Here is a 20,477-nt window from a genome sequence, read left to right on the forward strand (position 1 = left end):
TTTGGTTAATTCCCTTTGATGACCAATCCCAACATGACCAAGAAATCCAGCGCCTGTTCCTGGCTTACGATGCATCCTTTCAGATCTTCGATGGTGACGCTGATGCGGTCAAATTGCGAGCTGCTGATATCGATCCCCTTCAGGGCGGTGCCGACAAAATTGATGCCCGACAGGTCGCAATCCGTAAAAGCCACCTTCGCCAGCTTGTTCTCGTAGAAATCGGCATCCTTCAGGCGGCAGCTGGCATAATGCACGTTTTTCTGCTTGCTGAAACCAAGCGCGGCCAACTGCAGATTGCAATCCTGGAAAACGACATCCTCAAAATAGCTCTCCGCAAAGGACGTCCCGACTAAACGGCAATTCAGGAAAGTGACCCGTTTCATCGTCATTTCACTGAGCTGGGCATTCGCCAAATCGCAGCGTTCGAACACCACGTCGCGCAAGTACATTTTGGAAACGGCCGCTTCATCGAACGTCACATTATCGAACTTGACCTCGGTGAACTCCACCGCTGAGTCGGTGGCGAGGGAAATCGTGCAGTCCTTGAAGAGCGCGTTATCGATATAGGGTTCCCCCGCATCATAGACGTCTTCAAAATGCTTTTCTGGTAATTCCGATGGTACTTTCGGTTTCATGATTTTTACGGCCACTTTTTCTGTTCCCCTTTGCATTCGACTTCATATTTCCAACAGTATAACACGATTCCATCAGGGAAAAAGGTGCGGCTGGAGAAAAATCTCTTTACGGGCACAACGCTACAGTTTGAAGTGCCCGAAGCTCACTCGGATGGCGTTTTTTTGGTCCCCGAACAGCAGACCTTCCTTCACGATCACTTTTTCAGCCAGCAGTCCCTGCAGGATGCGGTCCATCTCTTCTTCCTGCTTATCCGGAAAACGGCAGTACAGATGGAACCCCCCTTTTGCCGGTTCGAAGACGATTTGATCACCGAATTTCCCTTTCAACCAGTTTTCCAATTTCTCCGCACGGTCTCTCAGGGCATCCACGATGATCGGCTGATGTTTCATTATCTCGCTAGTCAGATAATGATCCGCCAACAGTTGCGGCAGAAAACTCAAGCCGGAATCGATCTGCTCCCTGATGTCCGCCAATTCCTTCAAAATAGCAGTTGGTCCGACCATCCAGCCGATGCGGATGTGCTGGCCCGCGAATTTTGACAACGACCCCACATACAGCACCTGTTGGCGATCGTCCAGGCTTTTCAAAGGCCGGTTGTCGACGGCTTCGTCAAAAACGAAACTGCCGTAAGCATCATCCTCCACGATCGGGATGCGCTTCAGCAGACAGTAATCCAGGATTGCCTGTTTCCGTTCCGGGCTCATGATCGTTCCGGTCGGATTCTGGAAAACGGGATTCAGGAAAATCATCTTCAATGGATACTGCAGCGAGGCTTCCTGCAGCCCTTTGACGGTCATGCCTTCCGCATCCATCGGAATGGGTACGATCCGCAGGCCTGCCGCCTGGAACAGCCGCAGCGAATAAAAGTAGGACGGCGCCTCGATGCCGATTGCGTCACCCGGCTTCAGCAGCCCTTGGGTAATCAGAAACAACGCTTGCTGGGTACCCGAGGTGATGAGGATTTCCTCGATCGGAACGGCCATCCCGTATGCCTGCTTCAGATGTTCCTGGACGCTCTCCCTTGTCGACAGCATCCCCCTGTTCTCTTGGCTGAAAGCCAATTCCCCCTGCAGCATCTCCCCCAAAGACATATCCGGCATCTTCAACTCCGGCAAGAGGTCCTTCGGCAAGTCCCCGTTGCCCAAATCCATTATTTCCCGGGAACGGTGCTGTGTCAGCAGCCCCTTGGCTGCTTTTTGATAGGGGCTCGCCGCCGACAGATTATCCGGCGTCAGCGACGTCTGCCAATTGATGATAGGCTTGGTCTGCATCCCCCATTTATTCGGGTTCACATAGGTGCCGCTCCCCCTTTTGCGGATCAATATCCCCTGCATCGTCAATTCTTCCAACGCCCGGATGACGGTGGAACGATTGACTGCCAGCGCTTCGGCCAATTTCCTTTCGGCCGGCAAGGGCCTGCCGGGCACCAATTCGCCGGCTTTTATCTTCTCTTCGATCGCTTGCATGATCTGTTGATAGAGCGGCCTTCCTCGCTCTTGCTCCAGCCTCCATTCAGCCATTCGCTCACCCCTCAAACTTTTTTCTTATTATACATCAAATTGGTTGGTATGGAAACAGTCCAATTGGATGTAGGCATCCGCTGCAAAATAAATTAATATTTAATCATTCTTTAATCTGTTTATTATTTTATCCAAGGAGGATTATCAATGACAACAAAAATTATTGGTTCTGAAAAAGTGAAACGCGGCATGGCGCAAATGCAAAAAGGCGGTGTCATCATGGATGTGGTGAATGCGGAGCAAGCCCGGATCGCAGAAGCGGCCGGCGCCGTAGCGGTTATGGCTCTGGAACGCGTCCCTTCCGATATCCGTGCGGCCGGCGGTGTTGCCCGGATGGCAGACCCTACCATCGTGGAGGAAGTGATGAACGCCGTCAGCATCCCGGTCATGGCGAAAGCCCGCATCGGCCACATCACCGAAGCGCGCATCCTGGAAGCGATGGGCGTCGACTACATCGACGAAAGCGAAGTACTGACCCCTGCCGACGAGGAATTCCACCTGTTGAAATCGGACTACACCGTTCCCTTCGTCTGCGGCTGCCGCGATCTGGGCGAAGCCTTGCGCCGCATCGGTGAAGGCGCATCGATGTTGCGTACGAAAGGCGAACCGGGAACCGGAAATATCGTGGAGGCCGTCCGCCATATGCGCAAAGTGAACGGACAAATCCGTCTATTGATCACGAAATCGGATGACGAATTGATGACATTCGCCAAGGAAATCGGAGCGTCTTACGAATTGGTGAAGCAAGTGAAACTGCTCGGCAAATTGCCGGTCGTGAACTTCGCCGCAGGCGGCGTTGCGACGCCAGCCGATGCGGCCTTGATGATGAGTTTGGGGGCGGACGGCATCTTCGTCGGATCCGGCATCTTCAAAGCCGAAAATCCCGAAAAATTCGCCCGCGCCATCGTCCGTGCGACAACCAATTACGAAGACTATGCCTTGTTGGCTGAATTGTCCAAAGGCTTGGGCGAACCGATGAAAGGAATCGACATCAGTACCCTCCAAGCTTCCGAACGCATGCAGGAAAGAGGCTGGTAAGCATGACAAAAAAAATCGGCGTATTGGCTTTGCAAGGGGCCGTTACCGAACATATCCTGTCGCTTGAAAAATTGGGCGCCCGCGCCACAGCCGTGAAGCTGCCCGCCGACTTGGACGGGCTGGACGGGCTCATCATTCCCGGCGGTGAATCGACCGCCATCGGCCGGCTGATCCGCGAGCAACACCTGGAAGAGCCGTTGCGGACTTTCTTCGAAGCCGGCAAGCCGATTTTCGGCACCTGTGCCGGCCTGATTCTGTGCAGCACCGACCGCAGCCATCCGACCGGCGATCTCCGTCTCGGTTTCATCGAAATGGAAGTGGAACGGAATGGCTTCGGCCGTCAAATCGACAGTTTCGAAGCGCTGCTTCCTTTTGAAGGGATCGCAGAGCCGGTGGAAGCCGTCTTCATCCGCGCGCCTTATATCCAATCCGTCGGTGCCGGCGTCACCGTTTTGGCTACCATCGACGGCAAAATCGTGGCCGCCGAAACCGATCAGATCCTGGTCACCGCCTTCCATCCCGAGTTGACGGATGATTTGGCCGTACTGCAGTATTTCCTAGAAAAAGTGAACCAAGGATCAACAAACGGTCGCACGGTCCACTGAAAGTTCCACAAATAGACCAAGGAGGCCGTCTCAATCGAGGCAGTCTCCTTGGTCTATTTTGAAGTGGCACATACAAACTGAAGATTCGGAAGTGATCCCTAGTCACGGTAAGGCTTTTTTGGATGGCAGGTGCGGTGGATTCCCGGCGAAAATTCGCTCCTCCGGTGAGCTGCATTTTCGCCGGAGAAGAGAATCCAAAAAAATATCACCTCCGGACAGCAAGGCTTCGCCGGGGTACGACTGCCCGGAAATAAATCTGCTCCGGTCGACAGGTCCCTCGCCGGAGAACGGAGCTTCCTCGAGTCCAATCAGCCCCTTTCTTGACAATTAATATCGTGAAATGCCATCGGGGTCTAAACGCTTTTTTTCTCACTTTTTTCAGTATAATATATCGTTGCTGACGGTTGTGTAGAACAGCTCCTTTATCCTATCCGGATCAGCGGTCTGGCCCAGTATCCACATCAATTTGCAGAGGACGGCTTCGGTGATCATGTCGTAGGCTTCCAGAACGCTCACCTTATCTTTGAGCTGATTCCCGACTTTATAGATCGTCATATCGCTGCCTTCGTTCGGCACTTGCGTCGTCATGACTACCGTCTTCCCCTTCTCTGTCCACTGTTGGATGACATCGTAGTAACGGTATTGCGGCAGCGAAGGGATCCCCCCGACACCGTAGCTTTCCACGATGACGGCATCATTTTTTTCCAGCATATAGGACAGAATATCGGCATCCGCACCCGGCGTCAGTTTAAAGAGCCCGACTTTGGCATCCAATTTATCAAAGAAGATCGGCTCTGCCGCCTTTTCGGTGGTGATGTACTGGATCAGATGGCTGTCCTGGATGATGGCCAAATAGGGGTAATTGATGCTGGAAAAAGCCTGCAGACTTTTTGAATGCGTCTTTCTGGCGCGCGTCCCCAGGATGACCTTTCCGTTGAACACAATCTGCACCCCGCTGGCTTTGTCGGACGCTGCATAGAGGAAGCTGTCGAACAGATTCGTTTTGGAATCGGTCACTTCCACATTGATCGGTTTTTGCGCCCCCGTGACCACAATCGGTTTTGGCGAATGTTGGATCAGGTAGGACAATGCCGCGGCGGTATACGCCATCGTGTCCGTCCCATGGGTTACGACGAAACCATCATAAGCGTCGTAGTTGGACCGGATCGTTTCCACCATCAGAATCCAAATATCCGGTGAAATATTCGTGCTGTCGATATTGCAGATCTGGATCGTCTCCACTTCGCATACGTCCGAAATGGTCGGAATATATTTCAGGATCTCATCCGATGTCAATTGCGGATCCAAACCATTCTCGGTGACTTTAGAGGCGATCGTTCCGCCTGTCCCGATCATCAATATTTTTTTCACTTGCAAACCCCCTGTTTCATACTTTCGTTATTACCCATTATCGCACAAAAGCAAAGAGTCAGGACATCCAATTTACTGGTATGCCCTGACTCTTTTATGATTTTCTATTAGCCCTGCCTATGCAGCGGCTGTTTCGTCTTTTTCTTTCAAGATGATGTTCAATAATAAAGCGACGATTGTACCGGCGGAAATGCCGGATGAGAATAATCCGCTCAAAATACCCGGCAATTGCGCCACTGTATCCGGCACGAAGGATACGCCCAAACCAATCCCCAATGCGGAAGCAACGATGATCATGTTGCGGTTGTTGAAATCAACGCGCGACAAGGATTGCACACCTGCAGCTGCTACCGTACCGAACATCAAGATACCGGCTCCACCCAAAACAGGCAGCGGCATGATGGAGATAAGGGTAGCGAATTTAGGGAAAAGGCTCATCACGATCATGATGAATCCACCCATGATCGCAACGGTACGGGAAGCGTTGCGGGTCAACGGAATCAACCCGGCGTTTTGGCTGAATGTGGCAGCCGGACCGGAACCCATGAACGGCGCGATGAACGAACCGAATCCATCGGCACGGACGCCGGCAGCGATCCGTTCATCGCTCAGTTTTGTCTCTGTCACAACCCCAAGCGTCTGCATCACCCCAACCGTTTCAATGACGGTCACCAAATAACCGGATACGAAAGGAAGAGCATATTCCAATTTGAACGATGGCACCCCAAATTTGAACAATTGCGGGAAAGCGAACCATTCAGCGGAGGCAACTTGGCTGAAATCGACCAATCCTAATGGGATACAGACGACATAACCGATGATAGCGCCGATCAATACCGCGGCAGGAGCGATTCTTCTGCTGCCGTAATGGTTAAGCAACGCAATGACCAAGAACACAAACACCGCAATGCCGATGTTGAGCGGAGCGCCGAAGTTTTCTGATCCGAAACCGCCGCCGGCCCAGCCCATCGCAACGGACATAAGCGTCATCCCCATCAAGGAAATAACCGACCCGGTTACAACCGGAGGGAAGAATTTCATCAAGGGCTTAACAAAATAGCTTAAAACGATTTCCAGCAAAGCGCCCAGCATCGTACCACCGAAGTAACCCAAGATACCACCGGCACCGATTACGGAAGCAGCCGGAGCAACGAATGCGAAGTCTGTGCCCATGATCGTCGGCATCCCTGCACCGACACGGAACCATTTCGGTCCGAAACTTTTTGATTGGATGATGGACACCACACCAGATGCCAACAATGCCGCACTGACCATATAAGCAGTGTCCGCAACGCCGAAACCGGCAATCCCAGAAATGATAAGCGGAACAGCGACCAATCCGCCAAATGCCGTGATGACGTTTTGAAAACCGAGAACGACGGTCGTTCCCAAATCCGGTTTGTCTTCAACACCGTATACTAAGCCTGTACTTTTTATCTTTTCCATGAATATCCCCCTATATTACGAACATTAATAATAGCTGAATGAAATATAATTCGTATATTTTTATGATAAAACAAATTATATCGATTTTATTCCAATAAGTAAATAATAAATAACGAAATATAAGTGCTTACATTATTAGAAAATTCACATTTACTATAAAAAGCTCATCAAAATCCGAACATTATAAGCAAAACCGGCGTTTCTCTCCGTAAAACCTCCATTTTGAAACGAAAACCCCTCACCAACGAAAAAAATCCCAAGTGGCAAAGATGCATCCGCTTCGAAACTAGAATCTTTTCATCATTATTTTCCGATTATTTTGCTATAATAGCAGATGAGGGTTAGACAACTCCCTACAACAGGAGGAAAATCTATGAAAAAAGAAAAATCATGCGGAGCCATTGTTCTTTCCAGCAACAACGGCAACCGGAAAGTATTGCTGATCCAGCACGAGAACGGCGGCCATTGGGCGTTCCCGAAAGGCCATGTCGAAAACGACGAAACGGAAATCGAAACGGCTGCACGGGAAATCAAGGAAGAAACCGGGCTGCAGGTTGAAATAAGCACGGCCTACCGAAAAGCGGTCAGCTACTCACCCGCGGAAGGCATCACGAAAGAGGTCGTTTATTTTCTGGCTTTCGCGGCTGATGAAGAGATCCAAAAACAGGACGCGGAGGTCGCGGACTACATTTGGCTGCCGATGAATGACGCCTTGGCAAAAGTCACCTATGCCAACGACAAGTACATTCTGCAGACCGCAATTGACTTTGTCGAAGGCTTGAAAAACTGATCCAACCGGAAACGGCACTACTCTTGATTACGATATTTTGAAGATAATGGAGGAATCGAACATGAAAAAGACTAGTACTTTTTGGCTAAATTCAGAAAAAACAGATGGAGACTATACGGAATACAATCTATACAAAAGCGGCGTCCGCATGGGCGGCATCTCCCACCTCAAAGGCGATGACTTTTGGAGTTGGTGGGTCTACGGAATCGGCAAGAAGAACAAGCCCACCATCCACAAAGTCGACACAGAAGATGAGGCCAAAAAAGCATTGGAATATGAAGTCTAAACAAGAACGAACATATTATAGACATTACGGTCCCGCCGCTTAGATTGAGCAACATCTAAACGGCGGGACCGGTCGCTCATCAGGACCGATTGAGCTAGCTATTTCAGTGGAAATAAGGAGTGGACATTTTGACAAAATTAATAGTGGATTCAACCTGCGACCTTAACGAAGCGATGCGCAAGCACCCCCAACTGGAGTATCTGCCCTTGAACATCATCATCGACGGCAAAAGCTACAAGGACGGCATCGAAATCGATTTGGAACGCGTCTACGAAGTGATGCGCAAAGGCGATGTACCCCAGACTTCACAGATTGACATCGCTAGCCTAATGGAAATACTGGACCGGAACCGCGATGCCAATGAAGATTTGATTTATTTGGCTTTCTCGAGCGCTATGTCGGGAACCTACGCGGTAGCACATCAAGTTTTTGAGATGTACCGCGAAGAATATCCGGACATGAAATTGACTTTGATCGACTCGCAAGGCGGCTGTGGCGGCGCAAGCCTGGCTGCCATCCAGGCTCTGAATATGCTGGATAAAGGCTATTCCCATGAGGAAATTACTCAAGCCGTGCAAGAAATCGTAGAGCATACTTCCTATTCCTTCACGATCGCTAATCTGGATTGGCTCCAAAAAGGAGGCCGCATCAACAAAGCAACCAGCCTCATCGGCGATACGCTGAACATCAAGCCTTTGTTGACTGTGAAGGCAGGAAAAATTGTGATGGATCAGCTCTTGCGCGGGCATGAGAGAGTCTATAAACGCATCAGCAAAAATACGCTGGATCACATCGGTTCCCACACGGATCAACTGATTGTCATCAGTCATGTGGGTGATCCGGAAACCGCACAGAAACTCAAGACGATGCTGAGCGAAGCATTGCCGGAAGCTACTTTTATTATATTAAGGGTCAGTGCAGTTCTAGGGGTGCATCTCGGCATCGGTGGCGTCGGCGTGTTCGCCCTTTCCGAATTTCCGGCGAAATACGATCGACGCCCTGCGTTTTTGGAAGATTTAAACGCTAATATGGAGAAAGCGTAATAACAATTTAATGGGGAAGGGGCCACTGGCTGGAGGAGAGCCGCGGAATCGGCACGCTGCTCCGGTCAAGCAGACGCGCTCCGGAGGATAACGGCAACAGTCAGCCGCTATTCCGGCGAAGCCGCCCTTATCGGAGGACGAACGGATAATGTGGGCTGAACTCCGGCGAAGCCTCCGTTCGCCGGAGCACAGCAGTGTGATGCCCATTCGTTGGAATTCGTCCGGATAAATCCGAGCGCACTGAAAAGAGGCTGCCTTCAAAAAAGGAGACAGCCTCTTCGTCACTTTATTCATCAATTCAAATTATGAACGAGACTTTTCCATCAGCTGTAAGGTAGCTCTCTTTCGTCGTCTGTCACCTTCAAATCGAAAAGAAGTTATTCAGGATCCACTTGATTTTCAAGGTTTTGGGGACCAATTGCATGAATTTTTGATGGGCCGTCAACTCTTCGATGGCCTTCTCGTTTTTCTCCAGATACGCTACGACAGCATCCAAAGAAACATCCTCTCCAGCGAGCCGTTCCACCATTCTTTTTATATCGGGCCCCGTAATCAAGGAATGCTTATCGTGCAATTGGTATTTTTCTCCCTCAGCGGCGATGCTCTTGATGAGCAGCAGCAATGCGATATTGAACCTCGTCCCCCTGAAGGTCACGATGCCTATGTTCGTCTGATTGTCCTCATACCAATAGTTCCCGTCATCGTAGTAGAGTTCCCTCTTCAGAAAATCAAAATCCCGTGTAATCTTATCATTGTTCAGGGTCAGATAATCTCCCGTCCGCAACAGCCTCTCCATATTTTCACGTACTTCATTGGAAACGAACCCTTCATCGCTGATGAATTTCGGGGGTCTTCCTTCTTTCGTCATTTCTACCATGATGCGCTTTGCCTTGACATCGATATCTTTCACGATCCACACCCTGCCCGCCAACAGAATTTTGCTTTCGATTTGGATATCAGGCGTAAACGGCAGACTGCCGATGCGCTCATGCTGGTAATGGACGGAAAAATCACTGGTCGTGAAAAACAGTGCGTAGAAATCCCTGGAGCGCAGCAGACGCTCCCCTTCCAAGCCGACAATTGCCTCTTCCTCCATGATTTCGATGAAATCTTTTTCCACCATGTAGTCGATCAATAACGCCAAATCCGCATCCGGTATCGCTGACCAGACCGGAAAGGTTTTATTCAGCTGCAACAATTGCGTCATCGGCATGCTGACCCTTTGGAAGAGGATCGCCATCACTTGATGCGCCAACGCATTGTAGGGCGTCTCGATCATTTCCGTGGCATCCATTTCCCCTCGTTCCAGCAAATCCAGCGCGGCATAGGTCTGAAGCATCTCCCATGAGTCATCCTCCACGATATGCAGGATGCTTTGATGGGTTCGCCGTCCGCTGCGTCCCAGTCTTTGGCTGAGAGAAGATGTTGACGGTGGGGAGCCATACTGCACCACGCTGTCCACCGATCCGATGTCTATGCCCAATTCCAAGGTGGAGGTGCAGGTGATCGTGAACAACTGATCCTCGTTGTTTTTGGCAAAAAATTCCACTTCCTCACGCAAAAGTTTGTCCACCGATGAGTGATGGGCAAAATAGCGGATGGGTGCGTGCTCTTTTTTTGCCATCTTATCCAGTTTATGGGTGATTTCTTCCACTCGGTTGCGGGAATTCGGAAAAATCAGCATCGTTTCCGTTTTGGAATACTGATAGATAGCCGCCAAGGATTCCCTTGCAACGAACGGACCCGCCTCACCACTCGTGTAGTCTATCGTGATGAGCAGATCATTTTTTTCGCGGTCCACGAGAATATCCGTATCCCGCTGGCTGCCGAAGAAGGCTTTCGCATAGCCGAAATCCTTCTTGTTCAAGGTTGCACTCATCGCGATGAAACGGGGAGATTGCATGAATTGGCTGATCCGCTGCAGCAGCGATTGCAGGTGAATGCCCCGTTCCGTCCCCAGAAAACTGTGCAGTTCATCGACGATGATCCATTCTACCCCTTTGAAGAGGTGCTGCGCTTCACCAGGACGGTTCACCAGCATTCCCTCAATCGATTCTGGCGTAATCAACAGAACGCCTTTCGGTTGGTTCACAATTTTTCTTTTCTGCGCTTGGGAAACTTCACCGTGCCATGGCGTGATTGGCACATCCAAATACTGGCAGAGTTCGCTGATGCGCTGAAATTGATCATTGATCAGGGCTTTCAGAGGAGAGATGTACAGCACCTTCAGTCCCGTTTCCCAATCATCCACACTATTCAGCGCCGGAATGAATGCTGCTTCCGTTTTTCCCGATGCCGTCGGAGCGGACAGGATGAGGTTATGATCGGTATTGGCAACCTGTTTGATGGCGGCACTCTGAATGCTCGTCAAGCTAGGCCACCCTTTATCATAGATGTACTGCTGGATGTCTCTGCTGAGACTATCAAATGCCTGCATCAGTAGACCTCTATTTCATCGTGGTCATCTGCGTCCTTCGCCACGACCGATTGCCTTCTGCCAAACCGATCGGAAAGGATCTGGCCGAAAGAATGGTCCGGATTTTGGCGCTGCAAGGACAGGATTTCGATAAAGTCCTTGATGACGGACCGTGGCGTCAAGAATGCCGCAGCTCCCGGCCGGTTCAACTGGTCTTCCATGTATTGCTGAATTTCGCTGTCCGTCACCGACAGCGCCGTTTGATAAGCCGTATTGTATATTTCCAACAACTTGGTCAAAAGGATGAAGATCTCTTCCGCTGTCAGCGGCTTCAGATCGATGACGGTACTGTTTACATTGACATAGTCTTTGTTTTTCATCAATTCGTTTCCAAAGCGTGTTTTCAAAGCGCCATAGCTGGCCAATCCTCTGCGTTCGTCATAGACCGTATTCTTCGTTGCGCCAAAATTAATGAATAAGCCTTTTGCTTCATTGGTTTTCGTTTCGTTATACAGATTGAGGATCATTTCGTAATTTTTTTCTCGGGTCAAGGCGCGGGGCAATTTGTACAGATTGACTGATTCATCAAAGTTTATGACAAATCCCTTGTAGCCGATCTTCAGGAATAATTCCGCCAGATTCTTCAACGCGATGAGATAGTTTGCATCGTTGATGACGTTCTTGATACCCAATTCTTTGGAGGCTTCCGTTTTTGTCGTGATATCCCCACGGATCCAACGAATCGCTTCAATCTGAAGGGACATATTATCGCCCGCAATCCCTTCGAAATATTTCATCAGCGCCTGCCCGAATTCATAGGAAAGCCCCGATGAATAGAAGGAATTCGTCGTCTTCAGGATGGCATTCTCCACCAATTTCCAATGGGACTTTTCCAGCAAAACGGGAACGGTGAGGCTATTTTCCGCGGCAATCTGCTCGAGCAGAACCTGAATCCACTGTTGGACGATCGTCTCGATGGCATTCCCGTCGCGGTTATTTTTGATGACGATCTTATTGACGACTTCATTGTACAACGCCAACGCTTTCCCGGATGAATCATAGAAACGACGCGTCGGGGTCAAGTCGATCGTGGAGACGACGAAATTCTTTTGCAGCGCCAACGATTCGATCGTCCGCAAAACAAAACTTTTCCCCGAACCGAAATCGCCTACCCAAAAACGCAGATCGCTGTTGCCGTCTTCCAATTTTTGCAAGGTATCGATGATTTCCTTGACTTCGTTGCTTCTGCCTACCAACACATGTTGTACCCCTTTTACTGGAACAACACCTGCCTCAAGCGAGGCAATAATCGTCTGGGCATCCTTCTTTCTCAGCTTGCTTTCAGCCATAGATCCAGTCCCTCATTTCTTCCATAAAATCCTCCTCAATGATGACCTGTTGGTGGCTGATCACCAGCACCTGATCATCAAATATTTCATACAGCACCTCATTCAATTCTGTGAAGTATGCCTGATGGAGTTTCCCTTTATTTTTTGCGTGTTCCTTGAAATCATCCAAAGATATCCCGTTGCCTTCCACTACCTGTTTGAGGAAACGCATATGCTCTGGCTCCTGTTCGCTGTCCTGTTTTTCGGATTCTTCTATATTAGAGTCCAAACTTTCTGCTTCTCTTTGCTCCACTGCCGGTGGAATCTCCGTCTCGGCAACAATATCCAGACTGACCGCCGAAACTAGCCCTTCGCCGGTCTCCTCTTCACGCAGATAAGTGTCAACCATATCGATGATGTTATCCAGGGCAGAATGTGATGCGGTGATTAAGGCTGTGTCCAGTTTGATTTCTCTGCGTATCGGTTGCGTGCATTCCTTTAAAAGTTCCGGCAAACTTTTGATAGGCAGATTCGGATCCGCCAGTAAACGCTGATAATCGGCCTGTCTGGTTGGATGAATGAAGCCATCCCGTTCTTTTTGCAGCGCTTTTGATACCGGCAAAGCCGTCCTTTCCATCAAGAAAATAAACAGGATGCGCTTATCCGAATCCTCGCTCTGCTTGATCACCTTCGTGGCTATCTTTTTCAAATCCGGATCTTTTGCAACATCCTCGAGCAGCACGCTGAGCTGCTCCGCCGATCGGCTTATAAGGAGATTGGCAGACTCATGCCAGACGGTCTTGTTCACGTTCCGCAAGGCTGCAATGGTTTGGTAATCCAGCTCGATCTCAATTTTTTGGCTCAGATAGCCTTGCATCTTCCGGAACGTTTCATCCGGAAAATATTTTTGCAGACTCTGCAGGCTTTCCTCAACAGGCAGCACACGGAGTCCCTCCACCTCCTGACGGATCGTGTTCTCGGCAAGGAGATAAAGATCCGTTGGCAGACGTACCGTTTCTGCCCAGACACGTCCATCATTCAGCGGCAGATGGAAATATTTCCTGAAATAATTATTGGGTTTGATCTTCCATTTGATGGATTCATCCTCCAGATCGCGCAATACGATCTGCAAAATGTCTACGTATTTCGACAAGCAAAGGGCCATGACAGCCGGTACTTCAGTAAACCGCGTCACCCGTCTCGTCAGGTGATTGAAATAATCCCTTTCGGTCCCATCAAAGATTTCTTTGTCCCGCAACATTCCCGACGGATCCCACCAAACGATTTTGGTGGAGAATGGTGTCAATCCAAATTGTTTTCTGGTCTCCTCATCCGGAATGGGTAAATTTTCCCGGCATGCGTCAACCTCATGCGCAAGGATTGTTTGGATATCCCGGGACAACATGGCTTTCAGGTCGTAGGAAAACAAATTAGCCACATGCGTATTTTCCAGCCTGTAAAACGAATAGACCACCTCTTTGGATAGCCGATATATTTCGTCAAAGACGGATACGCGGTAATAGTAACGCTCATATTTCAGATTTTTGATGTTTTTGCGTTTCTTCCTCAGTTCCACATCGACCACAGCGCATAAGCTTTCAAATAATGCGCCCATCACTTCCTCCACTTGCCTTGTAAAATTGTCATTCATTCTTAGGGGAGGTGAAACATAGCTGATCCAAGCCTCTTTCGCAGCTTTTTTTGGATGGCTCTTTTCTATGATGATCTCTCTTGGATTGATGAAAGACTCCTCGTTATTCACCAATTCAATGATCGATAATTTTTCTTCTTCGGTTAGTTGCTTATTTTTGAATATTTTATTTACGAATTCGAACATTTTGGAGGCCCCCCTTCCCAAGTCACTGCAGAGAATATGCCCTAAGTATACTTCTTATAGCGCGCATATTCAAGAACGCACGTTCTATGCAACTTGGATTAAAGAGCCCTCCTCATTGCATTTAAATAAAAATTTCTGATTTTCTATCGATTTGGAGGTTTTACATGGACATTATCCTATAGTTTCCTTACAAATCGCCTCAGATAAAACTATACCGTAATTTGCGGGAAATGGAATGGCTATAAATATTTCAATCAATTCCAAACCTATATGGTCGTGTCCCACCTCATTCCACCCTTATCATTTTCCCTAAGGCAACAAAGGTGCTACACTTTAATTAACAGAAAGCACTTATCAATCCTATGTATCTCAGAACCTCATGAGCTCAATTGCAACAGCTGCCAATCTCTCATTCATGAAAAGAACCTCGTCACCAGCAGCATCATCGATAAGGAGAGAATATAATGAACACGCTACGTAATTATGTGGACTCGGTCTTCTTGAATCTGCCGCAGACTCCCGAAATGGCAACGCGCAAGCAAGAGATGATTATGAACATGGAGGCCAAGTATCAACAATTATTGGCAGATGGAAAAAACGAAAACGAAGCGATCGGCGCGGCCTTGGCGGAATTCGGCCATGTCGACGACAGCAGCCGGGCACCAGCCGCAACGCCCAATACGGAGATAATCCCTGAAGGCGCGATTCATCTGTCCGCCGCCGAAGCGGACGATTATTTGGACCATCGGCATAAATTTGCCTTTGCCATGGCGGCGGGCGTGTTCCTCTGCATCATGGCGCCGGCTGCCATGATCCTGTTCCGGGAAATTCCGCAGTTCTTTGCGGTCACTGCAAGAGTCTCCCAAAATACCATTGATGTCCTCGCATTGGTTCCGCTCTTCGTTTTTGTGGCTGCCGCCGTCGCTCTGTTCATTATCTATGGGGCAAAGGACAGCGAATACGGCTTGAACAATCAGATCATCCATCTGGACGCCCAAACGCGGGCAGACCTGAGCAAGGAACAACGGGAATCAAAATCCCGTACAACCGTCGCCATCGCTGCCGGTGTCGTCCTCTGCATCCTGGCACCCATCGCTTTGCTGCTGTCGGTCCTTCTCCTTGGCAATGAAAATCCTTTACCCGTCGTCTTCCTGTTGAGCTTCGTGGCAGTCGGCGTGTTCCTGTTCGTATTCTATGGCATCCAGATCGATTCCTACACAATCCTCCTTTCCGGCAGAAACAATTCGCCGGAGCAGCTGCGCACCAAAAAAGTGACGGATACCGTAGCGGGCGTCGTCTTCCCGCTTGCCGCTGCCGTCTATCTTATCGCCGGATTCCTCTATAACGCCTGGGCGACGGCCTGGATCATCTTCCCGGTCGTGGGCATCCTTTTCGGAGTATTCGCCGCCGTCTATGGTGGCTATAGCGAGCTCAAAAAGAAAAGATGATTATTTACTGTCGCGGCCCAAACGGGGACTGTCTCGAATGAGGCAGTCCCTCCTTTTTTCGGCTTGCATGCTACTGCTCCTGTTGCAATACTCCCGATCTCCGGCGAAGCCTCGCTGTCCGGAGGTAACATTTTTTTGGGGATTCCCTTCTCCGGCAGGACTCCGGTTCACCGGAGCAGGGCGTCATCTCCGACCAAGGAGGCGTTCGCCGGGGAACGGGGATCTCCCGGGGCACTCTTCTCCGGCAAGGAAAATGTTGGCCGGAGAAGACTTGTTTCCGGGTGGCCGAACTCCGGCGAAGCCTAGCCGACCGGAGGTAACATTTTTTTTGGATTCTCTGCTCCGGCGGGACTCCGTTTCACCGGAGATTAAGCGATCAGAGCAGAAAAAGTTGAATAGATTGCATCAAAAAAAGTGAGGTCCGAACGCATCCTGCGCTCGGGCCTCACTTTTTCTGAGAAAAGATTACTCAGCTGTATTGTCTTGCATGATTTGTGTATTTTTTTGGTATAACTCTTCGATCTTGCCGCTGTCTCTCATTCCAACTACGATGTTATTGACTGTTTTCAGGAAGTCGCCGCCGTTTTTCGCAACTGCGATAGCTGATTCGTTTGGCGTGCTGGCAATATCAAAATTGGCGATCATCAAGCCTTCATTTTGGGCAATGAATTGTTTCGCAACGGTTTCTACCATCATGACGGCATCCACTTTACCGGTCGTCAATGATAGGATGGCTGTGTTCCATTTCGGTACGGACTGGATTTCTGCATCCGGGAAGGTTGTCGTTAGATAGTCTTCTTGGATGGTCCCTTTTTGGGTAGCCAATTTAGCTGTCTTCAAACTGTCTTCTGAAGTGAACTTGGCTGCATCTTCCGATCTGATCACGATAACGTCTTTTTGTGTATAATAGATATCCGTGAAATCGACGCTTTTCGCTCTTTCTTCCGTAGGGTTCATGCCGGCGATGATCATATCGATTTTGCCGGTCGTCAATGATGGGATCAGTGCATCGAAGTCCACGTCCTTCACTTCCAACTTAACGCCAATTTCATCGGCGATTGCTTGGGCGATATCAATATCAAATCCAGTTATTGTATCCTTGCCGTCTTTTACCAGATGCCATTCGTATGGAGGATAATCAGCCGATGTCCCCACCACCAATTTGCCTTTGTCTTTGATTTCTTGTAATTTATCAGTTGAAGCCGTTGACGCTGATGATGCTGTTGCGGAGCTGTCTGACTTATCGCTTGTATTGCCGCATGCTGCCAAAGCTAAAATACTCATCGTTCCCAAAACCAATTTCAATAATCCTTTTTTCATCTTAACCCCTCCAAATTTTGTTTTTTTGTATTATAGGACTTTTGATAAAAAGTCCTTTGTACGCTCATTTTGCGGATTGCCGAAAACTTGTTCCGGCGTTCCTTGTTCCACAATATACCCGCCATCCATGAAGAGGATGCGGTCTCCCACTTCCTTCGCGAAGCCCATTTCGTGTGTCACCACAACCATGGTCATCCCTTCAAGCGCCAAATCTTTCATAACCTGCAATACTTCTCCGACCATTTCCGGGTCAAGGGCCGATGTCGGCTCATCGAACAGCATCATTTTGGGCTCCATCGCCAACGCTCTGGCGATGGCGATCCGTTGTTGCTGGCCGCCGGATAAAGATTTCGGATAGACATTCGCTTTCTCGGTCATGCCCATGCGGGTCAATAACTTCATCGCCGTCGCTTCCGCCTGCTGTTTTGACACTTTCTTTATATAAGTCGGGCCGATGGTGATGTTCTCCAAGACCGTCAAATGCGGGAAAAGATTGAAGCTTTGGAAAACCATTCCCATCTTTGTGCGGATTTCATCGATGTTCGTCCCTTTTTTATTGATGACCTGCTCTTCGAAAATCACTTTGCCCGAGGTAGGTTCTTCCAAAAGGTTCAGGCAACGGAGGAAAGTGCTCTTCCCCGATCCGGATGGGCCGATGATAACGACCACTTCGCCGGCTTGGATTTCTTCCGTTATACCCTTCAATACTTGTTTGTCGCCAAATGATTTGGTAAGATTTTCTGTTTTAATCACTTTGTTTCATTCTCCTTTCTAGCATATCCACTAACTTCGCAACGACTGTCGTCATGATGAAGTATAGCACGGCAGCAATCACCAACGGGAAGAATGGCATGAACGTCGCCCCGCGGACGGTATTGGATGCGAACATCAAGTCCCGTAGTCCCAGAACGGATACGATGGATGTTTCTTTGATCAGTGTTGCGACCTCGTTCCCCAACGCCGGCAGGATATTTTTGACTGCTTGCGGGTAAATGATTTTTTGCATCGCCAAACGTTTGCTCATCCCGATGGAACGGGCTGCTTCCATCTGGCCTTTGTCGACCGCTTGGATACCGGAACGGATGATTTCAGCGATATAGGCCGCCGAGTTGATTGAGATGGCGATGACCCCCGAAAGGAAGTCCGGCAGTTCAATGTTGATGACGTACAGTCCATAATAGATGATGAACAATTGAACCAACAGCGGGGTCCCTCTGATGATCTGGATATAGCCGTAAGCCAATTTGCTGAGCAGCTGGTTCGGCGACATTCTCATTAATGCCAACCCTGTACCCAAAATAGCCCCTATAATGATTGAACTGATGGAAAGGGCGATTGTGTAACCGGCACCTTGCAAGTAAAGCGGCATGTAGGTCTGAAAAAAGTTTAAATTCATTTGCTTGTGTTCTCCTTCTTTATTATGATTGCTCTGATTGATGTGGTCTTTTTGCGCACTAAAAAACCGCCCCTTGTATTTCTACAAGAGACGGGTCAATTTTTGATTCCGCGGTACCACTCTAGTTGATCTGTTGCGAAACAACACATCCACCTCGATTATATTAACGCATAAAATGCGTAAAAGGCTACTGAACGTTCACCTTTTCGTCATCCGAAGTGCGCTTCAATCTGATATTTTACTGCTGGGCTTCCACTCTGTCCCAGCTCGCTGGAGAAAATATTCAAATCTACTCTCTTCATCACTGACTTTGTTCTATTAAGTTTTGGTATTAATTTATGATATAAGATTTCAATTCAGCTGTCAACTGTAACCTTATTTAAGTTTACGCTTATTTTGACTTTTTGACTTCCTATTCCTACCATAAGCGCCTCAACAATTCATCTTAAACGCGTTCTAAGAATCACCCTACACTAGTGTGCCGTTATGGATGGGCTGACCGATTTCTGTCTCGCTTATTCCGCATCGATGATTCCGACTGCTCCGCGTTCCTCTTTCATCAGCAGCGTCATGATGAGTGCGATCAGCGAAAAGAGGCCGACGATAATGAATACGGCTCTGAAGCCAGCCAAATCGGCAAGCAATGTTACCTGTCCATTCGTTGCTGTAGCCTGTGATACTATCGTCATGATTACAACGAACAAGGCTGTTCCCAAAGATCCAGCTAACTGCCTTTGCGTATTGAACATCGCGGAGGCATGGGAGACCAATCCCATCGGCACCGCATTGAAGGCTGCCGTCTGCAACGGCATCAAAGTGGTCGAAAAACCGAGCGTACGGACCATCTGCAGGAGGACGATCGTCGCAATTGGAGTTTCCAGATCGATAAAACCGAACGCAGCAGTGGCTGCCGTTATGAGCACCAACCCAAAGGCAGCCAATTTTTTGGCCCCATAGTTATCAAACAGCCTGCCTGTTATCGGGCTCATGACGGCCATGAGGATCGATCCCGGCAAGAGCACCATACCCGATGTCATCGGCGAAAAACCGCGGATCGTTTGCAGATAGATCGGGATCAACAAGATGGACCCGAACATGCCAGCAGTGATGACAAAGGAAATAAGGATGCTCGTGCGGTAGCCTTTATAGCGGAACACAGCGAAATCCAGCAATGGGAAAGCTGATTTGTTGCATCTTTTGACAAGCAAAATCAGTGAAACGGCACCTACCACCAACGGCAGCAAGACCATCATGCTGAAAAACGGGTTGGATGATGCATTGCTGAATCCGAACAACAGGCCGCCAAAACCCAGTGTGGAATAGATGACACTCACATAATCCAATTTCGGCCTGCTGACTTCTCCTACATTTTTCATGACGAACAGCGCTATGATGATGTCGATGAGTGCGATCGGCAGGATGAAGTAAAACAGTCTATTCCATTCGAAATTCTGGACGACCCAACCGGAGAAAGTCGGACCGATGGCAGGCGCAAAGTTCATCGCCAATCCGATGATCCCCATGGCGTATCCCCGTTTTTCGATCGGATACATATACAAAATGACGATCATCTGCAGCGGTAGGACAATGCCCGCCCCTACAGCTTGTATCATCCGCCCCCCTATCAACATCCAATATTGGGTTGAGATTGCGGCGACGAACGTTCCCAGTGAAAAAAAGAGCATGGCGAAAAGATACAGTTGTCTCGTTGTGAATCGGCCCACCAGATAGGCGGATATCGGGATCATGATCCCGTTGATGAGCATATAGGCCGTTGTCAGCCATTGCCCTTGTGTTGTTGTTATCGAAAATTCTTTCATGATACTTGGTAATGCCGTACTCATGAGCGTCTGGTTCAGGATGGTCACGAACGACCCCATCACAATGACACCCAAAATCGACAGTACCTGCCTCTTTGAATAGTTTTCTTTTTCTATTGGTGCTTCCAAATAAAAACCCCTTCCGGTTCAATGCAGTAAATCAATTCAATCCATTAA

The 20,477-nt window shown here is 49.0% G+C and carries 17 protein-coding genes and 1 other annotated feature; of the genes, 6 read left to right on the forward strand and 11 right to left on the reverse strand.

The annotated features are described in order from the left end of the window. Nucleotides 1–5 precede the first annotated feature (5 nt). Together BM101_RS05490 and BM101_RS05495 are read right to left on the reverse strand one after the other, a co-directional pair. Nucleotides 6–650, reverse strand: coding sequence for a pentapeptide repeat-containing protein (locus tag BM101_RS05490; protein ID WP_179193092.1), 645 nt, complete (start codon nucleotides 648–650; stop codon nucleotides 6–8). Nucleotides 651–755: 105 nt separating this feature from the next. After that, nucleotides 756–2,156, reverse strand: coding sequence for an aminotransferase-like domain-containing protein (locus tag BM101_RS05495; protein ID WP_087033273.1), 1,401 nt, complete (start codon nucleotides 2,154–2,156; stop codon nucleotides 756–758). 147 nt (nucleotides 2,157–2,303) lie between these two features. Between BM101_RS05495 and pdxS the strand changes: the two genes are divergently transcribed. Both pdxS and pdxT read left to right on the forward strand, forming a co-directional pair. Then, entirely contained in the window at nucleotides 2,304–3,194 is an 891-nt protein-coding gene (pdxS, locus tag BM101_RS05500; RefSeq protein ID WP_087033272.1) for a pyridoxal 5'-phosphate synthase lyase subunit PdxS, read from the forward strand. Between the two features lie 2 nt (nucleotides 3,195–3,196). Continuing rightward, nucleotides 3,197–3,799 (forward strand): pyridoxal 5'-phosphate synthase glutaminase subunit PdxT, encoded by a 603-nt coding sequence (gene pdxT / locus BM101_RS05505; protein ID WP_087033271.1) that lies wholly within the window; start codon nucleotides 3,197–3,199, stop codon nucleotides 3,797–3,799. A 378-nt stretch (nucleotides 3,800–4,177) separates the two neighbouring features. On the opposite strand, the gene BM101_RS05510 is transcribed toward pdxT, so the two are convergent. Both BM101_RS05510 and BM101_RS05515 read right to left on the reverse strand, forming a co-directional pair. Then, nucleotides 4,178–5,170 (reverse strand): asparaginase, encoded by a 993-nt coding sequence (locus BM101_RS05510; protein WP_087033270.1) that lies wholly within the window; start codon nucleotides 5,168–5,170, stop codon nucleotides 4,178–4,180. A 117-nt stretch (nucleotides 5,171–5,287) separates the two neighbouring features. Further along, the gene (locus BM101_RS05515; protein WP_087033269.1) at nucleotides 5,288–6,616 is read right to left on the reverse strand and encodes a uracil-xanthine permease family protein; all 1,329 of its coding nucleotides are present in this window, start codon (nucleotides 6,614–6,616) and stop codon (nucleotides 5,288–5,290) included. A 373-nt stretch (nucleotides 6,617–6,989) separates the two neighbouring features. On the opposite strand from BM101_RS05515, the gene BM101_RS05520 reads away from it, so the two are divergent. The 3 genes from BM101_RS05520 to BM101_RS05530 all read left to right on the forward strand — a co-directional run bounded on the left by BM101_RS05520 (nucleotide 6,990) and on the right by BM101_RS05530 (nucleotide 8,735). Then, entirely contained in the window at nucleotides 6,990–7,406 is a 417-nt protein-coding gene (locus BM101_RS05520; RefSeq protein ID WP_087033268.1) for a bis(5'-nucleosyl)-tetraphosphatase, read from the forward strand. 61 nt (nucleotides 7,407–7,467) lie between these two features. Continuing rightward, nucleotides 7,468–7,692: a hypothetical protein gene (locus BM101_RS05525; protein ID WP_087033267.1), complete on the forward strand. Its 225-nt coding sequence runs from the start codon at nucleotides 7,468–7,470 to the stop codon at nucleotides 7,690–7,692. 128 nt (nucleotides 7,693–7,820) lie between these two features. Then, the gene (locus BM101_RS05530; protein WP_087033266.1) at nucleotides 7,821–8,735 is read left to right on the forward strand and encodes a DegV family protein; all 915 of its coding nucleotides are present in this window, start codon (nucleotides 7,821–7,823) and stop codon (nucleotides 8,733–8,735) included. Between the two features lie 361 nt (nucleotides 8,736–9,096). Here the strand turns inward: BM101_RS05530 and BM101_RS05535 are convergent, their stop codons facing one another. From BM101_RS05535 to BM101_RS05545, 3 genes are read right to left on the reverse strand one after another with little or no spacing between them, the layout of a single operon-like run. Continuing rightward, nucleotides 9,097–11,172, reverse strand: a complete 2,076-nt coding sequence (locus BM101_RS05535) for a DEAD/DEAH box helicase (protein ID WP_087033265.1) — start codon at nucleotides 11,170–11,172, stop codon at nucleotides 9,097–9,099. Then, complete coding sequence (locus tag BM101_RS05540) at nucleotides 11,172–12,500, reverse strand: BREX system ATP-binding domain-containing protein (RefSeq protein ID WP_087033264.1); 1,329 nt, start codon at nucleotides 12,498–12,500, stop codon at nucleotides 11,172–11,174. Before BM101_RS05540 ends, BM101_RS05535 begins: the two co-directional genes overlap by 1 nt. Next, nucleotides 12,493–14,316: a tellurite resistance TerB C-terminal domain-containing protein gene (locus BM101_RS05545; protein ID WP_087033263.1), complete on the reverse strand. Its 1,824-nt coding sequence runs from the start codon at nucleotides 14,314–14,316 to the stop codon at nucleotides 12,493–12,495. The genes BM101_RS05540 and BM101_RS05545 overlap by 8 nt, the downstream gene beginning before the upstream one ends. 464 nt (nucleotides 14,317–14,780) lie before the next feature. Here BM101_RS05545 and BM101_RS05550 point away from each other — a divergent pair, with 464 nt between their 5' ends. Further along, nucleotides 14,781–15,764 carry a permease prefix domain 1-containing protein gene (locus BM101_RS05550; RefSeq protein ID WP_087033262.1) on the forward strand — a complete coding sequence of 328 codons (984 nt, stop codon included), beginning with the start codon at nucleotides 14,781–14,783 and terminating at the stop codon, nucleotides 15,762–15,764. A 465-nt stretch (nucleotides 15,765–16,229) separates the two neighbouring features. On the opposite strand, the gene BM101_RS05555 is transcribed toward BM101_RS05550, so the two are convergent. The 4 genes from BM101_RS05555 to BM101_RS05570 form a co-directional block, all read right to left on the reverse strand. Continuing rightward, nucleotides 16,230–17,084 carry a transporter substrate-binding domain-containing protein gene (locus BM101_RS05555; protein WP_087033261.1) on the reverse strand — a complete coding sequence of 285 codons (855 nt, stop codon included), beginning with the start codon at nucleotides 17,082–17,084 and terminating at the stop codon, nucleotides 16,230–16,232. A gap of 30 nt (nucleotides 17,085–17,114) precedes the next feature. After that, nucleotides 17,115–17,837, reverse strand: coding sequence for an amino acid ABC transporter ATP-binding protein (locus tag BM101_RS05560; protein WP_087033260.1), 723 nt, complete (start codon nucleotides 17,835–17,837; stop codon nucleotides 17,115–17,117). Next, nucleotides 17,830–18,480 carry an amino acid ABC transporter permease gene (locus tag BM101_RS05565; RefSeq protein WP_087033259.1) on the reverse strand — a complete coding sequence of 217 codons (651 nt, stop codon included), beginning with the start codon at nucleotides 18,478–18,480 and terminating at the stop codon, nucleotides 17,830–17,832. Before BM101_RS05565 ends, BM101_RS05560 begins: the two co-directional genes overlap by 8 nt. 83 nt (nucleotides 18,481–18,563) lie before the next feature. After that, nucleotides 18,564–18,794: a binding site (T-box leader), on the reverse strand. A gap of 201 nt (nucleotides 18,795–18,995) precedes the next feature. Beyond that, nucleotides 18,996–20,429 (reverse strand): MDR family MFS transporter, encoded by a 1,434-nt coding sequence (locus BM101_RS05570; RefSeq protein ID WP_245825748.1) that lies wholly within the window; start codon nucleotides 20,427–20,429, stop codon nucleotides 18,996–18,998. Between the last annotated feature and the right edge of the window lie 48 nt (nucleotides 20,430–20,477).

It is taken from the genome of Trichococcus palustris, from assembly GCF_900114465.1.
In the GTDB taxonomy this organism is placed as follows: Bacteria; Bacillota; Bacilli; order Lactobacillales; family Aerococcaceae; genus Trichococcus; species Trichococcus palustris.

What these genes read in the sequence shown, in the direction of transcription:
- BM101_RS05495 (WP_087033273.1), bottom strand. Translation starts at nt 2,156, where the DNA reads ATGGCTGAATGGAGGCTGGAGCAAGAGCGAGGAAGGCCGCTCTATCAA.
- pdxS (WP_087033272.1), top strand. Translation starts at nt 2,304, where the DNA reads ATGACAACAAAAATTATTGGTTCTGAAAAAGTGAAACGCGGCATGGCG.
- pdxT (WP_087033271.1), top strand. Translation starts at nt 3,197, where the DNA reads ATGACAAAAAAAATCGGCGTATTGGCTTTGCAAGGGGCCGTTACCGAA.
- BM101_RS05515 (WP_087033269.1), bottom strand. Translation starts at nt 6,616, where the DNA reads ATGGAAAAGATAAAAAGTACAGGCTTAGTATACGGTGTTGAAGACAAA.
- BM101_RS05520 (WP_087033268.1), top strand. Translation starts at nt 6,990, where the DNA reads ATGAAAAAAGAAAAATCATGCGGAGCCATTGTTCTTTCCAGCAACAAC.
- BM101_RS05525 (WP_087033267.1), top strand. Translation starts at nt 7,468, where the DNA reads ATGAAAAAGACTAGTACTTTTTGGCTAAATTCAGAAAAAACAGATGGA.
- BM101_RS05535 (WP_087033265.1), bottom strand. Translation starts at nt 11,172, where the DNA reads ATGCAGGCATTTGATAGTCTCAGCAGAGACATCCAGCAGTACATCTAT.
- BM101_RS05540 (WP_087033264.1), bottom strand. Translation starts at nt 12,500, where the DNA reads ATGGCTGAAAGCAAGCTGAGAAAGAAGGATGCCCAGACGATTATTGCC.
- BM101_RS05545 (WP_087033263.1), bottom strand. Translation starts at nt 14,316, where the DNA reads ATGTTCGAATTCGTAAATAAAATATTCAAAAATAAGCAACTAACCGAA.
- BM101_RS05550 (WP_087033262.1), top strand. Translation starts at nt 14,781, where the DNA reads ATGAACACGCTACGTAATTATGTGGACTCGGTCTTCTTGAATCTGCCG.
- BM101_RS05555 (WP_087033261.1), bottom strand. Translation starts at nt 17,084, where the DNA reads ATGAAAAAAGGATTATTGAAATTGGTTTTGGGAACGATGAGTATTTTA.
- BM101_RS05565 (WP_087033259.1), bottom strand. Translation starts at nt 18,480, where the DNA reads ATGAATTTAAACTTTTTTCAGACCTACATGCCGCTTTACTTGCAAGGT.